At 45.1% G+C, this 16,972-nt stretch carries 14 protein-coding genes; 11 read left to right on the top strand and 3 right to left on the bottom strand.

All coding sequences use genetic code 11. From position 1 onward, the window contains the following. Positions 1-235: 235 nt before the first annotated feature. Positions 236-1,369: a tRNA epoxyqueuosine(34) reductase QueG gene (gene queG / locus CEX98_RS00470; protein ID WP_099640181.1), complete on the bottom strand. Its 1,134-nt coding sequence runs from the start codon at positions 1,367-1,369 to the stop codon at positions 236-238. 11 nt (positions 1,370-1,380) lie between these two features. Here queG and CEX98_RS00465 point away from each other — a divergent pair, with 11 nt between their 5' ends. The 9 genes from CEX98_RS00465 to hflC all read left to right on the top strand — a co-directional run bounded on the left by CEX98_RS00465 (position 1,381) and on the right by hflC (position 11,343). After that, the gene (locus tag CEX98_RS00465) at positions 1,381-2,865 is read left to right on the top strand and encodes an NAD(P)H-hydrate dehydratase (RefSeq protein WP_099640180.1); all 1,485 of its coding nucleotides are present in this window, start codon (positions 1,381-1,383) and stop codon (positions 2,863-2,865) included. Further along, positions 2,862-3,335, top strand: a complete 474-nt coding sequence (gene tsaE / locus CEX98_RS00460; protein WP_099640179.1) for a tRNA (adenosine(37)-N6)-threonylcarbamoyltransferase complex ATPase subunit type 1 TsaE — start codon at positions 2,862-2,864, stop codon at positions 3,333-3,335. Before CEX98_RS00465 ends, tsaE begins: the two co-directional genes overlap by 4 nt. A 52-nt stretch (positions 3,336-3,387) precedes the next feature. Further along, positions 3,388-4,671, top strand: a complete 1,284-nt coding sequence (locus CEX98_RS00455) for an N-acetylmuramoyl-L-alanine amidase (protein WP_425334966.1) — start codon at positions 3,388-3,390, stop codon at positions 4,669-4,671. Positions 4,672-4,674: 3 nt separating this feature from the next. Next, positions 4,675-6,540 (top strand): DNA mismatch repair endonuclease MutL, encoded by a 1,866-nt coding sequence (gene mutL, locus CEX98_RS00450; protein WP_099640177.1) that lies wholly within the window; start codon positions 4,675-4,677, stop codon positions 6,538-6,540. A 106-nt stretch (positions 6,541-6,646) separates the two neighbouring features. Further along, positions 6,647-7,537, top strand: a complete 891-nt coding sequence (gene miaA / locus CEX98_RS00445; protein ID WP_242441577.1) for a tRNA (adenosine(37)-N6)-dimethylallyltransferase MiaA — start codon at positions 6,647-6,649, stop codon at positions 7,535-7,537. Between the two features lie 76 nt (positions 7,538-7,613). Then, the gene (gene hfq, locus CEX98_RS00440; RefSeq protein ID WP_099640175.1) at positions 7,614-7,877 is read left to right on the top strand and encodes an RNA chaperone Hfq; all 264 of its coding nucleotides are present in this window, start codon (positions 7,614-7,616) and stop codon (positions 7,875-7,877) included. A gap of 24 nt (positions 7,878-7,901) precedes the next feature. After that, the gene (gene hflX / locus CEX98_RS00435) at positions 7,902-9,191 is read left to right on the top strand and encodes a ribosome rescue GTPase HflX (RefSeq protein WP_099640174.1); all 1,290 of its coding nucleotides are present in this window, start codon (positions 7,902-7,904) and stop codon (positions 9,189-9,191) included. 92 nt (positions 9,192-9,283) lie between these two features. Then, positions 9,284-10,459 carry an FtsH protease activity modulator HflK gene (gene hflK, locus CEX98_RS00430; RefSeq protein ID WP_099640173.1) on the top strand — a complete coding sequence of 392 codons (1,176 nt, stop codon included), beginning with the start codon at positions 9,284-9,286 and terminating at the stop codon, positions 10,457-10,459. Positions 10,460-10,464: 5 nt separating this feature from the next. Further along, positions 10,465-11,343 (top strand): protease modulator HflC, encoded by an 879-nt coding sequence (gene hflC, locus CEX98_RS00425; RefSeq protein WP_099640184.1) that lies wholly within the window; start codon positions 10,465-10,467, stop codon positions 11,341-11,343. 171 nt (positions 11,344-11,514) lie between these two features. On the opposite strand, the gene CEX98_RS00420 is transcribed toward hflC, so the two are convergent. Continuing rightward, positions 11,515-12,675 carry a DcaP family trimeric outer membrane transporter gene (locus CEX98_RS00420; RefSeq protein WP_099640172.1) on the bottom strand — a complete coding sequence of 387 codons (1,161 nt, stop codon included), beginning with the start codon at positions 12,673-12,675 and terminating at the stop codon, positions 11,515-11,517. Between the two features lie 385 nt (positions 12,676-13,060). On the opposite strand from CEX98_RS00420, the gene acs reads away from it, so the two are divergent. Both acs and CEX98_RS00410 read left to right on the top strand, forming a co-directional pair. After that, positions 13,061-15,001 (top strand): acetate--CoA ligase, encoded by a 1,941-nt coding sequence (gene acs / locus CEX98_RS00415; RefSeq protein ID WP_099640171.1) that lies wholly within the window; start codon positions 13,061-13,063, stop codon positions 14,999-15,001. A gap of 85 nt (positions 15,002-15,086) precedes the next feature. Next, positions 15,087-15,740: a response regulator transcription factor gene (locus tag CEX98_RS00410; RefSeq protein WP_099640170.1), complete on the top strand. Its 654-nt coding sequence runs from the start codon at positions 15,087-15,089 to the stop codon at positions 15,738-15,740. A gap of 46 nt (positions 15,741-15,786) precedes the next feature. Here CEX98_RS00410 and CEX98_RS00405 read toward each other — a convergent pair whose 3' ends face one another. Next, positions 15,787-16,971, bottom strand: a complete 1,185-nt coding sequence (locus CEX98_RS00405) for a vWA domain-containing protein (protein WP_099640169.1) — start codon at positions 16,969-16,971, stop codon at positions 15,787-15,789. Between the last annotated feature and the right edge of the window lies 1 nt (position 16,972).

The following is a 16,972-nucleotide window of genomic DNA, read 5'->3' as shown; positions in this document are numbered from 1 at the left end:
TGTTTGAAAAACAACCAAAGCTCGCTGCGTGAAGCAGCTCCTACCGCACGGTTTTACAGACTTTTTGTCGGAGGCGGTTCATCCGCCGAGCTCTTACTATAATGTTTGAAATACAACCAAAACTTGCTGCGTGAAGCAGCTCCTACCGCACGGTTTCACAGACCTTTTGTAGGAGGCGGTTTACCCGCCGAGCCTTTGCTTTTTTGAAGAGCAACCAAATCAAGGCTGGCTGCAATCATGCATCTCTTGGCAAGCCCTTTTCGATAATGCGGATGAGCCTGGCTTTTTTGCGCTCATGTTGCGCAGATTTGTGTTTTTGTTGCGCGATGGCCCAGTCAATATGTTCGATGACCATAGGGGGAGTACTTAGCCGCTTTTCTTCTAATGCGGCAATGATGGCCTCGTCATACTCTGCATTGCCTAAACCGACTGCCAAATTTCTTAGCCAACGCTCATGCCCTATGCGACGTATTGGACTACCTTCCGTATTTTTCAAAAAGGTAGCTTCATCCCAGGCGAATAACGTCAGCAACTGTTGATCTTTGAGTTTTTCTCGTGGCAGAAAATCGTTTTCTTCGGTTAGCTGACCATAACGATTCCATGGACATACCAACTGACAGTCATCGCATCCGTAGATCCGGTTACCGATTTTTTCTCTAAACACTTCCGGGATCGCGCCTTGAAGCTCAATGGTGAGATAAGAAATACAGCGTCTAGCATCAACTACATAGGGTTCAACTATGGCTCCAGTTGGGCATAAAGTGAGGCATGCTGTGCAGCGGCCACAGCCTTCTTCTTGGTTTGGTTTATCAATCGGAAGTGGAATATCAACGAAAAGTTCACCCAAGAAAAACCAAGAACCAGCTTGTTTATTGATTAACAAACTATTTTTTCCACGCCAACCCAAGCCAGCCTTTTCGGCTATTTGGCGTTCTAATACTGGGGCTGAGTCTACAAACGGCCTAAATCCGAGTGCACCAACTTCTTTTTCAATCTTTTGACCCAGTTGCTTCAACTTATTACGCATCACTTTGTGATAATCACGACCTAAGGCATAGCGAGAAATATAAGCCGTTGTTTTGTCGCCAAGTGCCCTTGCAAAACTTGCATCTGGAGGAAGGTAATTCATTTTTACTGAAATAATACGTTGGGTGCCAGGCACCAGCTCCGCTGGACGTGCTCGCTTCATACCATGGGCTGCCATATAGGCCATTTCACCATGATAGCCGGCATCTAACCAGCGCTGTAGTTGCGCTTCGTGTTGGCTTAAATCAATGTCGGTTATGCCAACTTCGGCAAAGCCAAGTGATTGGCCCCATTGCTTAATCTGTGCTGCAAGTTCACTATAATTGATATTATCGGTCGTCACGGGAAGAAATAATGGCTATTGAATACACTGACAATTTACCACAATTTGCTTATTCGGCCCAACAGGTACAGCAATATGAGGGCAAAGCAGCTGAGTTATCTGGCACAAACCTCAGTGCATTAATGCAGCGGGCGGGAAGTGCGGCATTTCAATTTATTGAAAATAACCACCCTAAATCTAGCCATATATTGGTCGTTACCGGAAAGGGGAATAATGCCGGGGATGGATTTATTGTTGCTGAGCGATGTCGGCAGGCTGGTTTTATGGTCGTCGTGCTAGTTTTATTTGCTCCTGAAAACCTTACTGGCGATGCTCAACAGGCGTTTTCTCAATATCAAGGCAAACTTGTGCGCTGCCTTGACGATATCGATACGGAGCAGTTTTCGGTGGTGGTAGATGCCGTGTTTGGTACGGGCTTTAGGGGCGTACTTCCTGAGCATGTAAGTCGTTGCTTTGATACGCTCAATGGCTTGCCTTTGGTGAGAATTGCGCTTGATGTACCAAGTGGTGTTAACGCCACAACTGGAGAGGTGGCAGCTTCCACATTGATTGCCACAACTACCGTCACATTTATTGCACTTAAACAAGGGCTACTTACTGGGTCAGCAAAGCGAATGGTTGGAGAGTTGCTACTGGCTGATTTAGGGGTATCAGAGGCTTTTAAGACATTAGTGACGGCAACATCAAGCTTTCTAAATCATCAAACTCTTATGGCGGCAAGACCACAACGTGCTGCCGACAGTTATAAAAACCAGCACGGTCATGTGCTACTTATTGGCGGAAATCGCGGTATGGCGGGAGCCATTCGACTTGCGGCTGAGGCGGCTTTACGCTCAGGCGCTGGCTTGGTGTCTGTGGCAACTCACCCCGACAATACAGTCTGCGTGTTACAAGGGCGTTACGAGTTAATGGTGCATGGCGTTAGTGATGGTGAGGCATTGCTACCATTGCTGAAAAAGGCAACGGTGGTCGTACTAGGACCCGGCCTTGGTCAAGATGATTGGGGGCAAGCCTTGTTTCAGCGGGTCATCAATACGGATATTCCTTTGGTGGTCGACGCTGATGGTCTCAATTGGCTTTCGCGAAATCCCGTCAAGCATGCCAATTGGGTATTAACGCCACATCTTGGTGAAGCAAAGCGGCTACTTCAACACTCAGACGCTGCCTTTAACGAAAGTAATCGCTTTGCTATGGCCACAGAAATTAGCCATCAATATAGCGCTGTGGTGGTATTGAAAGGTCCTGGAAGCTTGATCACTGATGGCGTCCGCACAAATATCAACCGTTCGGGCTCTGCAGCAATGGCTAGTGCTGGGATGGGGGATGTGTTATCTGGTATTATAGGCAGTTTCATCGCGCAAGGGATGGAAGCATTTGCTGCAACAAACCTAGCCGTGTATATTCATGGTTTAGCCGCACAGCGGGCCGCTCATGACGGTGAAAAAGGGATGTTGGCCACAGATTTATTCGAACATATTCGAGGTATTGTAGGGTGACGACAGGTCATATGAAATTCGATTTGGCAGACGAGCCAGCAACAGTTGCTATGGGGAATAAATTAGCCCAAGTTATTCGCGACGGCGCAGTGCTATTTTTACACGGTGATCTCGGGGCTGGCAAAACCACGTTAACGCGTGGCATAGTGCAAAGCTTGGGACATTCAGGTAAGGTAAAAAGTCCAACCTATACCTTAGTTGAACCTTATGAATTAGATGATGTCTCAATATATCATTTTGATTTGTATCGTTTAGGTTCGCCTGAGGAACTTGAATACATGGGGATCCGTGACTACTTTGCAAGTCATGCCATTTGTGTAGTTGAGTGGCCAGAAAAAGGTGAAGGGTTTATTCCAGAGCCAGATATAGACATCACCATGCAATATGCAGGCGAGGGCCGACAAATTGTGCTGGAGGCAAAGTCTAATCGTGGCGAGGCGTTATTAAAACAATTACAAGACTATGCTTAATCTGCCCACAAAAAGTTATATTTTTATTTTTATCTGCATGCTTGTTACTAGCATGCAGAGCCTTGCCCAAAACGCCATAGAAAGCGTTCGTGTTTGGCCCTCTCCAGAGAGCACGCGTATTGTTTTTGATATGAGCGATAAACCAGATTACAGCTATTTTGTGCTGAAAAATCCACTACGTTTGGTGATAGACCTTGAAAACACTAAGCAACAAAAGCGTTTTCCAAGTGTCCCAGATGAACATAGGGTGGTAAATAAAATCCGCCACAGTAAGCCCAAAAATAGTAAGTCTGCACGTATTGTGGTTGAATTAAGCCGCAGTGCAACGCCGAAAATTTTTGCCTTAGCGCCCACAGGCCCCTATAAAAATCGACTGGTGGTTGATTTATATGGCAAGCAAATGAGCGCGTATAGTGACAATAAAACCTCTGTTCCGCGCAAAACACTGGCACAAGATAGAGATATAGTAATCGCCATCGATGCTGGTCATGGTGGTGAAGACCCCGGCTCCATCGGGCCATCAGGGACGTACGAAAAGCTTGTTACTATCCAAATTGCTAAGCGTTTAGCACGCTTGGTAGATAGTCAACCGGGAATGAGTGCTAAGCTAATCCGCACCGGAGACTACTACCTTAAATTAAATACTCGAACTGCAAGAGCTAGAGAACGTAAAGCTGATTTTTTTGTTTCTATCCATGCGGATGCGTTTACTAGCCCGCAACCTAATGGCGCATCAGTTTGGGTGCTATCGCTGCGTAGAGCCAACTCTGAAATAGGTAAGTGGCTAGAAGACAAAGAAAAGCACTCACAGTTGTTAGGGGGAGCTGCGGATCTGATTAAAGACACGGCGAATGAAAAGTACCTAGCCAAAGCACTTCTTGATATGTCGATGGAACACTCGATGAAAACCGGGTTTCAGGTCGCAGAAGAAGTAGTAAAAGAATTGAAAAAAGTCGCTAAAATGCATAAGAGCCGTCCGCAAGCGGCAAACTTTGGTGTACTCAAGTCACCAGATATTCCTTCTATCTTGGTAGAAACGGGTTTTATTTCTAATCCGAAAGAAGAAAAGCTACTTACTTCTCCCCATTATCAAGAGCGTTTAGCTCGTGCGATTTTTAGCTCAATTAAGGGCTACTATGAGAAAAATCCACCGGATAACTCTTTATTTGCGCGGATGCAATCTAACAAGCCTGTGACGCACAAAGTAAAAAGTGGTGAATCTCTTAGCGTACTTGCGAGTCGCTATGGCATTACTGTGCGGGAGCTGAAAAAAGCCAATAACCTAAAAAACAACACCTTGTTTATAGGACAAGTGTTAACGATCCCTAAAGCGTAAACCATGACAATAGAAGTGCTACCAGCTCGGCTGGCCAACCAAATCGCCGCTGGTGAAGTGGTAGAACGTCCCGCTTCAGTGGTAAAGGAGCTGGTGGAAAACAGCATTGATGCAGGGGCGACCCGAATTCAAATTGACATTGAACGTGGCGGCCACAAGTTGATTCGTATTCGTGATAATGGCGGTGGTATTATTAAAGACGAGCTGATGCTTGCGCTTTCTCGCCATGCTACCAGTAAACTCAAAAGTTTGGATGACCTTGAATGCATTGCATCTCTTGGGTTTAGAGGTGAAGCGCTGGCTTCAATAAGCTCGGTTTCTCGACTCACATTGAGCTCCAAACCCAAAGCCCAAGAAACCGCTTGGCAAGCCTTTGCTGAAGGGCGAGATATGGCTGTGCAGATCCAGCCAACAGCGCACCCTGATGGCACAACAATTGAGGTTAAAGACCTATTTTTTAATACTCCAGCACGCAGAAAGTTTTTGCGCACCGAGAAGACCGAATTTAGCCATATTGACGAGCTTGTTAAGCGGATCGCGCTGAGTCGTTTTGATATTGCGATTACCCTTACTCACAATCAAAAAGTGGTCCGTCAGTATCGGCCGCGCACTCTAGAAAAAGGAGTGGAGAGGGTTGCCCAAGTCGGCGGTAAGGTCTTTTCACAGCAAGCCAGCTTTATTGACTCAGGTCATGAAGGGCTCCGGCTGTTTGGTTGGGTATTACCCGCAGGCGTTAGTAACTCGACCCAATATACCTATGTTAACGGTCGTATGATGCGAGATAAATTAATTCTCCATGCTATTCGCCAAGCATTCGATGAATCAATTGGGCATGAAGAACTCCCAGGGTTTGTGATTTATCTCGAGCTCGACCCCAGACAGGTGGATGTGAATGTTCACCCTGCAAAGCATGAGGTGCGCTTCCATCAGGCACGCTTGGTGCATGACTTTATTGTTCAAGCGATTAAACAGGTTGCAACGGAGCAAACGACGTTACCTTGTGAAAACGATAACAGCCCTTCACCGTTACCAAGCTCTGCGCCGCCTTTATTTACGCCGCAAGAGCAAATAGATGACGGCTACCATCAAAGCTATCGCTCAGCCTTACAATCAGTAGAGTCAGCCCCAAGACATGACGAAACAAGCCGATACACTGAAGGTGAAAGCAAAAAATCCAATGCAAGTAGCGGTTACAGCGGCCGTAGCGATGCCACCAGTAGCGGGAAAAAACAGGTAAACGTTAACCAGCTTTATCAAGGCTTGTCACACCAACAGATGCAACACTTTGACAGCGTAGCTGAGCCGTCACTATCAGCCAGTCAGCTAACCGCTCCACCCAGCACTGCCGCTAAATCCAGTTGGATGCTATTGCCACACGGTAAGGTGATGCTAGAACAAGATAAGCAGTTACTCTTTGGTGATTGTAAGCACGGACTTTTACCTTACTGGCAGATGCAGATTGAGCAAGATGGTACGTTGCAAGGCAAAGCGCTATTACTCCCAGTTCGAATTAAGTTGGATAAAAAAGCTTTAGAGGCGCTGCAACAACGGCAAACTTGGCTTGCGATTCTAGGTTTTACTATCGAAATATTCGATACGCATATTTTGGTTAAAAAGCTTCCAGTTTCCTTGTATAGCATTGATGTAGGCGAAATTTCAAAAGCCATGCTAGAGCCGAGTAGCGAAGCTGAGTTGCATACCTGGCTTGAATGGCTAGAGGCAACCACACCCAATACCTATTTTGAGAGTCAGCATTTTGATTTAGTTAAAGAAAAACTGCTTTCCAAGGCATCGTGTTTGGCTCGTATTCATAAACGTGCTGTTATAATCGACGGCCAAAAGTTGGTGAGTTTTCTCAGTTCGCAGTAATTAGTCGGTAAGTAGGTATTAATTACTATGCACAATCAGCTATAATACAAGATTAGTGCAGTTTATTAGTAGGTTAGATGTGAACAAGTTACCTGTCATTACCCTGATGGGGCCGACAGCCGCGGGTAAAACCGCGTTAGCCATTGAGTTATGCAAAACGCTTAATACCGAGATCATCAGTGTAGACTCAGCGTTAGTTTACAAAGGAATGGATATAGGTACTGCTAAACCAAGTGCGCAAGAGCAAGCCATGGCACCACATCACCTTATTGATATTATCGATCCTGCGCAAAGTTACTCGGTGGCAGAGTTTCGCTCCGACGCCATCAGGCTTATTGATGACTTTCATCAACGCGGAAAAGTGCCCGTTTTGGTTGGTGGTACTATGATGTACTTTAAAGGCTTAATTGATGGCCTTTCACCGTTACCAGAAGCTGACGCCGATATAAGGGCGGTACTTGAGCGAGAAGCTGAGCAGTTGGGCTGGCCCGCATTGCATCAGCAATTAAAAACGATAGACCCAGAAGCTGCGGCTAAAATTAGCGAAAATGATTCACAACGAATTAATCGCGCACTGGAAGTCTATCGTATAAGCGGTAAGACAATGACGGAATTACAGCAAAGTAAACAAGGTGCACTACCTTATCAGTTTCATCAGTTTGCGATTGCCCCAAGTGACCGAAAAGTCTTACATGAGCGAATAGAGAAAAGATTTAAAATAATGTTGGACGAAGGCTTTAAAAACGAAGTTTTGGCCTTATATCAACGAAAAGATTTACACCCTGATTTGCCGTCAATTCGCTGTGTCGGATATCGTCAAATGTGGGAGTATTTAGCTGGCGAGTGCGATTATGAAGAAATGGTTTTCAAAGGCGTCGCAGCGACCAGACAACTGGCGAAGCGGCAATTAACTTGGCTGAGGGGGTGGCAAGATGTGACTTGGCTTGACACCGATAGTCAAGAAAACTTGCAACGTGTTCTATCTTCGCTAAGCTAATAGTAGTTGTTAAATCAGCATGTTCTGATTAAATCAACGACCTGACATAATAACACCTAAAACGAAGGATAAGAAAATGGCAAAAGGCCAATCTTTACAAGACCCATTTTTAAATGTCTTGCGTCGTGAGCGCATTCCTGTGTCAATTTTTTTGGTAAATGGTATTAAATTACAAGGTAAGATCCAGTCATTTGACCAGTTTGTGATTTTACTCGAAAACACAGTAAACCAAATGGTTTATAAACATGCTATCTCCACAGTGGTTCCAGCTCGTGCGGTAAACTTCCAAAATGCAACAGGAAGTGATGCGGGCGACCAAAGTGAAGACGGTAATTATTAATTATAATTAGTAGGAGCTTAATGCTTGTTTGACCGTTATGAAGCCGGCGAACAGGCAGTCTTGGTTCATATAGAATTTCCTCACGAAGGCGATCGAGAAGATCTACGTGAATTGGAAATGCTAGTTTCTTCTGCTGGTGTTAGTAGTGTGGCGGTTGTGCAAGGCAGCCGTCAGGCACCACATGCAAAGTTGTTCGTCGGAACGGGTAAAGCTGAAGAAATCGCCGAGATTGTCAAAATCCACAACGCAGATGTCATCATATTTAACCACCAACTCAGTCCCTCACAAGAGCGCAACCTAGAGAGCGTTTGTAAGTGCAGAGTGTTAGATAGGACCACGCTGATCCTAGATATTTTTGCGCAAAGAGCCCGCACCCACGAAGGTAAATTGCAGGTTGAGCTTGCTCAATTGCGGCATATTTCTACGCGCTTAATTCGAGGCTGGACGCACTTAGAAAGGCAAAAAGGGGGGATTGGTTTACGTGGTCCTGGTGAAACCCAGCTAGAAACCGATAGACGATTACTTCGCGAGCGAATTAAGAGTATTCGTAAACGACTGGAGAAAGTAGCGGTTGTACGTGAACAAGGGCGACGAGCTAGAAGTCGAAATGAGATCCCAACCGTTTCTCTAGTTGGCTATACTAACGCTGGAAAGTCGACCCTGTTTAATAAGATCACGGATGCTGATGTCTATGCTGCGGACCAACTGTTTGCTACGTTAGACCCAACGCTTCGAAAAATAGAAATCGATGACGTAGGGCCTGTGATTTTAGCTGATACTGTAGGGTTTATTCGCCATTTACCGCATGATCTGGTTGCGGCATTTAAAGCGACATTAACAGAAACTCGTGAGGCGGATTTACAGCTACACGTGATCGATGTTGCAGATCCAAGAAGAAAAGAAAACATAGAGCAGGTACAATTGGTACTAGAGGAAATCGAAGCCAGTGACATTCCTCAGCTTTTGGTTTACAACAAAATTGATCTAATGGACGATGTAGCGCCTAGAATAGATAGAGACGACGAAGGAAAACCGATCCGAGTTTGGCTAAGTGCACACTCTGGAGCGGGAAATTCACTCTTATTTGACGCGATTAAAGAACTATTAGCTAAAACTATTTTCACCGCTGAGCTTGCGGTTCCCCCTGCGCTTGGCCGGTTGCGAGGGGCTTTATTTGAGCTCAACGCAGTGGATGAAAAAGGCTATGATGAGCAAGGTAATTGGCTTGTTTCGGTAAGAATGCCACAAATCGAATGGGAAAAGCTCAATAAGGAATTCGGGCAAAATCTTGATGATTTGGTCGTTGGTAGTTAAAAATCGTTAATTTCGAGCGTATTTTTATATGAGAGTCGCTCGATTTTTGTTAGATTTAACCTAATTCATTTAAATAACAATGGAGTATAGCTATGGCCTGGAACGAACCGGGTAATAATGGCAATGATAACGATCCGTGGAAGAACCGCGGAGGGCGGGATCAAGGCCCACCTGATCTAGATGAAGTATTCCGTAAATTTGGTAATAAATTCGGCGGTATTTTCGGCGGTAAACCGGGTAACGGTGGCAACGGCGGATTAGGCAGTGCTGGTTTCGTCTTTATATTGATTATTGCAGTCATCGTTTGGGCATTGAGCGGTATTTATACTGTGAAAGAAGCTGAGCGCGGAATTGTATTGCAATTTGGTAAATTCGATCGCATCGCAGAACCAGGCCTACGTTGGAAGGCAACGTTCATTGAGCGGGTTATTCCTGTAGATATTGAAGCTGTACGTTCACTTTCAGCTTCTGGTTTTATGCTGACTGAAGATGAAAATGTGGTGAGCGTAGAGTTTGAAGTTCAGTACCGTGTTATTGACCCAACGCTATACCGCTTTAGCGTGACAGACGCTGACCATAGCTTACAACAAGCGTTAGACAGTGCACTGCGTTACGTTGTGGGTCATTCTCGTATGGACCAAGTGTTGACTACTGGCCGTGAAGTTGTGCGCCAACGTACATGGGACGAGCTAAATAGCATTATTGAACCGTACAACTTAGGTTTGATCGTCACTGACGTTAACTTTAAAGACTCGCGCCCACCTGCTGAAGTTAAAGACGCATTTGATGATGCGATTGCAGCACAGGAAGATGAAGAGCGTTTCATTCGCGAAGCTGAAGCGTATGCAAGAGAAATTGAACCACGTGCGCGTGGTCAAGTAACTCGTATGACGCAAGAGGCTGAGGCATATCGTGAACGCATCATCCTTGAAGCACGAGGTGAAGTAGAGCGCTTTGAAAAGCTATTACCAGAGTACCAAGCTGCGAAAGAAGTGACGCGTAAGCGTTTATACATAGATGCTATGGAGCAGGTTTTAGGTCGTAGTTCAAAAGTGTTGGTTGATGTTGAAGGCGGCAATAACATGTTGTATCTGCCACTGGATAAGATCATGCAGTCACAAGGGAGCTCAACTTCTCCAGTACGCTTGCCAAGCCAAAGCGACATTGAACAGCTTCGCAGAACGATTGAAGGTAATCAGCAGCAAAATAGCTCTGTGAACTCAAGCAATGATAGATTTAATCGTGACAGATTTGGTAACGGGAGATAATGAACATGAAGAATTTTAGTCTCATTCTGTTAGTCACTGCCGTGATCATGTCTTTCTCAGGCATTTTCGTTGTAAACGAAGGCCAAAGAGCGATTGTATTACTATTTAGTAAGGTGCAAAAAGACGCAAATGGCGATGCGATGGTTTACGAACCGGGCCTGCACCTAAAGGTGCCGTTCTTTAGCCAAGTACGCAAGCTAGATGCACGTATCCAGACACTAGATGGTCAGCCAGACCGTTTCGTGACAAGTGAGAAAAAAGACCTTATCGTTGATTCGTATGTGAAATGGCGAGTGAAGGACTTTAGTTCTTACTACTTGCGAGCTCGTGGTGATAAGCAATATGCTGAAACGCTACTTAAGCAAAAGGTTAACAACGGACTTAGAACGAACTTTGGTTCTCGTACAATTAAAGAAATTGTATCTGGTGAGCGTAGCGAATTAATGGAAGAAGCACTAGTGCAAGCTTCTGAAAGCGCGACGGAGTTAGGTATTGAAGTACTTGATGTACGTGTTAAGCAAATCAACCTTCCTAACGAAGTGAGCAGTTCAATCTTCCAGCGTATGCGTGCTGAGCGTCAGGCGGTGGCGAAAGAGCACCGCTCTGAAGGTCAAGAAAAAGCGGAGAAGATCCGTGCAGATATTGACCGTCGCGTAACCGTAATGCTTGCGGATGCCGAGCGTAATGCACGTGCAGTACGTGGTGTTGGTGATGCAACAGCGGCAAATATTTACGCTAAAGCGTATAACAAAGACCCTGAGTTCTTTGGCTTTGTGCGTTCACTTGAAGCATACAAAAATACCTTTAAAGATAAGAATGACGTGATGGTGTTATCACCAGATAGTAAATTCTTTGATTATATGAAGGATGCAAAAGCTCAGTAATAATAATATCAGTTGCTTTTGAAAGCTTGATAAAACCCCGCGGCAGCGGGGTTTTTTATTGCCGCGACTTTATGTCGCAAAGCAAAATGGTAGCAGCGACTTTATGTCGCGAACAAACCATGAATAACAAAAAAAGCGGCCCGTAGGCCGCAGTTAGGAAGTGAACGTCTGTTAAAACACGTATTTTACAGAAAGCTGCAATCTGTCTAAGTCACCTTCAAGGCCGCTTTCCGTTTCGCGAGTGCCCATCTTATATTCTGCGCCAAAAGTCAGTTTTTTAACTGGTGAATAAAGCAGGTTGGCACTGTAACTCATGCTCGACTTTGTTGGGTCGCCAGTAATTGTGAGCAAATCACTTTCATTGTCAGCATTAAAAAATGAATATAAGAATGTAGAGCGGAGTTGATCGCTCCAATTATGCTGGTAGGCAATAAAGCCTGAGGTTGAATCAATTGCATGCAATGAATTGCCATCATAGACGGCCCCATTCGCAACATTTAAACCAATATAACGACCTAACCCCTGACCTTGCGTTAGCATAAACTTTAGATTGTTTTTACCGAAATTAACTCGGCCTGAGGCACTAACACCAAAAGAACTTTCAGACTCATCAGCCCCTGCGACTTTGTAAGTAATTTGACGTGCAAGTGCCGCGACCGCAAGGTGACCCCAATCGGCGTTATGCGTATAACGCGCTGTGAAATCAGGCATGCTAGCGTCATCGGTCACAACTCGGCCACTATCGGCTGTTGTAACCGTACTTTCTGGGTTCTCAATCGAAAACGACCAGTTGCCCGTGGTGTATTTTGCCATCGCTTGTCGAACAAATACGGTGCCTTCTGCCGGGCCAACAAAATCCAATGTTTCAGGTAGCGCACTGACATTCTGGAAGTTTGACCAAGCCTGTCCGAATAAAAAGCCTTTGTAGGTCACAAATGCTTGTCGAATACGCGGTGAGTAAGAGTTACTGACGCGCTCATTTCCCCCAGTTGAAGCAATAAAGTCGAGCTCAATTTTAGTTTTAATGCTACTGCCATCATCAAGCTTAGTATCGGTAGCTAAATTAAAGCGGGATTGGCGCGCATGCATATCAAAAACAGCATCGCTGTCGGTATTCACTCCCACCGGTGTAGTGCCTGGCACATAAAAGTCACGACCAATATTTTGTGCGCCTAAAGCGCCATCAGAAAAGTCACTCCAAATAGCATCAAGCTTGATGTAGCCACCATAATTTACTTTTGTATCGCCAATTTCGGCTGCTGTAGCAGGGAGCGCGCAGAGACTACTGATTGCAACTGCGAGCAGTTTTTTATTTATATTTTTCGTTGTCATATTCCAGTTCCTCAATAGCTGTGCTTTGCAGTTGGCACCAGCTGATATTCATTTAAATCACCACTAACTGTTGTTTAAGGTTGGTTTTTACTCAATTATCTATTGGTCTATTAGACTAAGGTGGCATACCCTTGAACTGCGCTGTTTAACAGGGGGGCGTAGGTTTAATACTTGCTCAATTTGAGGGAGTAAACCTGATACTAACCGCCTCAACATAGATCACTTGATTAAACTCATTGGTATAAATAAAAAGAATTTGAGTTGAAACTTTTACAATTGTGGCTGTTCTACAACTAAGGTCTAATACTTAAACACCCAAGGCTGGGTGATCCTTATGAAAAGCGTGTCTAGCAGACCTAGACCTCTAAATATAATGGAGATGACTATGTCACAGAGCATTTATCCAGTTCCTGAAAAAATCAAGAACGCAGCACTAATCAACGACGAGCAATACCAAGAACTATATCAAAAGTCGATTGATGACCCCGCAGAATTTTGGAAAGAGCACGGTCAACGTTTAGAATGGTTCAAGCCGTATAGCAAAGTTAAAAACACCTCATTCGATAAAGGTCATATCAATATCAAGTGGTATGAAGATGGTGTACTCAACGCCTCTTACAACTGTATCGATAGACACCTTGCCAAACATGCCGACAAAGTTGCGTTAATCTGGGAAGGGGACAACCCAGAGCATTCCGAACACATCACTTACCAACAACTGCACGACGAAGTTGCTAAATTGGCAAATGGCTTAAAGAGTCTAGGAGTACAAAAAGGCGACCGCGTCGCGATTTATATGCCTATGACGCCACAGGCGATTTATGCGATGCAAGCTTGTGCTAGAGTTGGTGCTATCCACTCTGTGGTATTTGGTGGCTTCTCTCCTTCCGCCATTGCAGATCGTATTAAAGACTCCGGTGCCAAAGTGGTCATCACGTCCGATGAAGGCCGTCGTGGTGGTAACAGTGTACCACTAAAGGCAAATGTGGATGAGGCGGTGGCACAAGCCGGCGTGACCACTATTGAGCATGTAGTGGTACACCAATTAACCGGTGGTGAAGTTGAGTGGAATGCCCATGATGTATGGTGGCATGAGCTTGTTGCTGATAAGCCCGCAGAATGTGAACCTGAAATGATGAACGCGGAAGACCCGCTTTTTATTCTCTATACTTCAGGCTCTACCGGTCAGCCGAAAGGCGTGGTTCATACTACCGGTGGTTATCTGGTGTATGCTTCAATGACCCACGAGTATGTATTTGACCTTCAAGAAGATGATATTTACTGGTGTAGTGCCGATGTTGGGTGGATCACAGGCCACAGTTACATTGCATATGGCCCGCTGGTAAATGGTTGTACACAAGTCGTTTTTGAAGGCGTACCAACCTATCCAACGTCTGGGCGTATGGGTGAAATTGTTGATAAACATGGCGTTACTATTTTGTATACCGCGCCTACTGCAATCCGTGCCTTAATGGCAAAAGGTGACGAGCCCACAGCAAGCTCTAAGCGCAATAGCTTACGTATTCTTGGCTCAGTAGGTGAACCTATTAATCCTGAAGCTTGGTCTTGGTACTACGAGCAGATTGGGAATAGCGATTGTCCGATTGTGGATACTTGGTGGCAAACTGAAACGGGCGGCATCATGATCACGCCTTTGCCGGGTGCAACGGCACTTAAGCCGGGCTCAGCTACTCGTCCATTTTTTGGTATTGCTCCAGCACTATTTGATGCTGAAGGCAACACGCTGGCTGGCGCGACCGAAGGTAATCTTGTCATTTTAGACAGTTGGCCGTCACAAGCTCGCACTGTGTATGGAGACCATGAGCGCTTTGAGCAGACCTATTTTTCAGCTTATCCTGGGGTCTATTTTACCGGCGATGGCTGTCGTCGCGATGAAGATGGTTATTACTGGATAACTGGTCGTGTAGATGACGTACTTAACGTTTCTGGTCACCGTCTTGGTACTGCTGAAATTGAAAGCGCGCTGGTTGCACATGAAGCCGTGGCGGAAGCCGCTGTAGTAGGCTATCCGCACGATATTAAAGGCCAAGGTATTTATGTCTATATCACTCCAAATGAAGGGGTAACAGTATCAGACGAGTTGACAAAAGAAGTAAGAAATTGGGTGCGTAAAGAGCTTAGCCCAATTGCGGCTCCTGATATGATCCAGTGGTCACCTGGCTTACCAAAAACACGTTCAGGTAAAATTATGCGTCGTATTTTGCGTAAGATTGCTGCCAACGAATATCAGCAGTTAGGAGACACGTCTACACTTGCCGATCCAAGTGTGGTTGATGAATTAATCGAGAATAGATTGAATCGTTAACTGAATAACTTGAATTGCGACCTAATATAAACATACTATAACGGCTGTTATCTTTACGATAACAGCGATTTTTTAGGAGCATAGCATGTATCAGTTTTTAATCGCGGATGATCATCCTCTATTTCGAGAGGCGCTTAAGGGGGCACTAAAAGCGCAGTTTGAAGGGCTAGAGGTATTCGAATCTGAAAACTTTGACACTACGCTCTCGGTCTTACAACAACAAGAAGAATTAGACTTACTCCTGCTCGATTTACATATGCCGGGCAATGGTGATTTATATGGGCTTATTCGGATCCGAGAGGATCATCCTAGCCTGCCTGTTGTTGTGGTTTCGGGAAGCGAAGATCTTTCTATCATTTCCAAGGTGATGGGATATGGCGCAATGGGATTTATTCCAAAAGCGGCGTCTGTTGAACAAATTACCGAAGCCATAGAGCAAGTACTTGAGGGCGAAATTTGGCTGCCTGAGGGCATGAAAGACAAAGTTGCTTCGCTTGAGGGCGAAGATAAAGCGCTAGCCCAACAAGTCGCTTCATTGACACCGCAGCAATATAAAGTGTTGCAGTACCTACACGAAGGATTATTGAATAAGCAAATCGCTTACGAATTAAATATTTCTGAGGCGACGGTGAAAGCACACATTACTGCTATTTTCAGAAAGCTGGGTGTATATAATCGCACTCAAGCAGTACTAATCGCTTCAAAACTACAACTAGAACCTATAGAAGCAAATGACTAGCGAGTGTTGCCGCTTGCAAGGCATCTGGCTTGCAAGCAGCACGACGCTAGCTTAACTCTTTAAAGGCTTCGCTTAGCCCTTCAATGGTGAGAGGATACATCCGGTTTTGCATTAATTGGTTTATCAGTTCAATAGAATGATAATACGGCCAATAACTTTGTGGCTGGGGGTTAAGCCAGGCTACCTTGCTAAAGTGATTGGTTAAGCGATTCAGCCAAGTTGCGCCAGCCTCTTGATTCCAGTGCTCTACGCTACCACCAGGATAGGTGATTTCATAAGGGCCCATGGTCGCATCTCCGACGAAGATCAGTCGATAGTCAGCGCCGTAGCGATTAATCAGTTGATAGGTGTCGAGTAATTCGCTGTCGCGACGTTGGTTATCTTGCCAAACTTGTTCGTAAACACAATTGTGAAAGTAAAAAAACTCAAGATGCTTAAATTCGCTGTGCGCTGCACTGAACAGTTGCTCACAAAGCTGGATATGGTCATCCATAGAGCCGCCAATATCAAACAGCATCAATACTTTTACTGAGTTATGTCGCTCTGGTGCCATTTTTACATCTAACATACCGCCTTGTCTTGCAGTAGCACGAATGGTCTCATTTAAATCGAGCTGATCGCTTGCTCCACTGCGTGCAAATTTACGCAATTGCTTAAGTGCTAATTTGATATTGCGGCTACTGATGTCGGTATTACTGTCGAGATTGCGATACTGCCGTTTATCCCACACTTTGACCGCTCTACGGTGGCGATTTCCGTCTTGGCCAATGCGGATCCCTTCAGGGTTGTAGCCATAAGCGCCAAAAGGAGAAGTCCCCCCCGTACCAACCCACTTATTACCACCGGCATGGCGTTTTTGTTGTTCTGCCAAGCGCGACTTTAATGTCTCAAGGAGTTTATCGAGTCCACCCATGGCCTTGAGTTTGGCCTTTTCTTCTTCTGAGAGCGATTTTTCAAACTCTTTACGCAGCCAATCAGCGGGCAGTTGTTGCTGCTGTAATTGGGAGAAGAGATCAATAGATTCTATTCCTTCAAAATAATCCGCAAACGCTCGGTCGAATTTATCGAACAAGGTTTCATCTTTGACGAAAATTGTTTTTGCCAAAAAGTAAAAGCTGTCCAGATCGGCAAAGCACACTTCTTTATCAAGTGCCTCTAAACAATCGAGTAATTCGCGCAGACTTGCCTTTATTCCATAACGCCTTAGTGTCAGTACAAAATCGATGAGCATG

This window comes from Pseudoalteromonas piscicida, assembly GCF_002744175.1.
Taxonomy (GTDB): domain Bacteria; phylum Pseudomonadota; class Gammaproteobacteria; order Enterobacterales; family Alteromonadaceae; genus Pseudoalteromonas; species Pseudoalteromonas piscicida_B.
The sequence above is the reverse complement of the archived record's forward strand: the minus strand, read 5'-3'. Positions and strand labels throughout refer to the sequence as shown.

Excerpts from the sequence above, each read along its gene's own strand:
- CEX98_RS00410 (WP_099640170.1), top strand. The coding sequence starts at position 15,087 with ATGTATCAGTTTTTAATCGCGGATGATCATCCTCTATTTCGAGAGGCG.
- acs (WP_099640171.1), top strand. The coding sequence starts at position 13,061 with ATGTCACAGAGCATTTATCCAGTTCCTGAAAAAATCAAGAACGCAGCA.
- hfq (WP_099640175.1), top strand. The coding sequence starts at position 7,614 with ATGGCAAAAGGCCAATCTTTACAAGACCCATTTTTAAATGTCTTGCGT.
- hflK (WP_099640173.1), top strand. The coding sequence starts at position 9,284 with ATGGCCTGGAACGAACCGGGTAATAATGGCAATGATAACGATCCGTGG.
- CEX98_RS00405 (WP_099640169.1), bottom strand. The coding sequence starts at position 16,971 with ATGCTCATCGATTTTGTACTGACACTAAGGCGTTATGGAATAAAGGCA.
- CEX98_RS00455 (WP_425334966.1), top strand. The coding sequence starts at position 3,388 with ATGCAGAGCCTTGCCCAAAACGCCATAGAAAGCGTTCGTGTTTGGCCC.
- CEX98_RS00465 (WP_099640180.1), top strand. The coding sequence starts at position 1,381 with ATGGCTATTGAATACACTGACAATTTACCACAATTTGCTTATTCGGCC.
- mutL (WP_099640177.1), top strand. The coding sequence starts at position 4,675 with ATGACAATAGAAGTGCTACCAGCTCGGCTGGCCAACCAAATCGCCGCT.
- hflC (WP_099640184.1), top strand. The coding sequence starts at position 10,465 with ATGAAGAATTTTAGTCTCATTCTGTTAGTCACTGCCGTGATCATGTCT.
- CEX98_RS00420 (WP_099640172.1), bottom strand. The coding sequence starts at position 12,675 with ATGACAACGAAAAATATAAATAAAAAACTGCTCGCAGTTGCAATCAGT.
- miaA (WP_242441577.1), top strand. The coding sequence starts at position 6,647 with ATGGGGCCGACAGCCGCGGGTAAAACCGCGTTAGCCATTGAGTTATGC.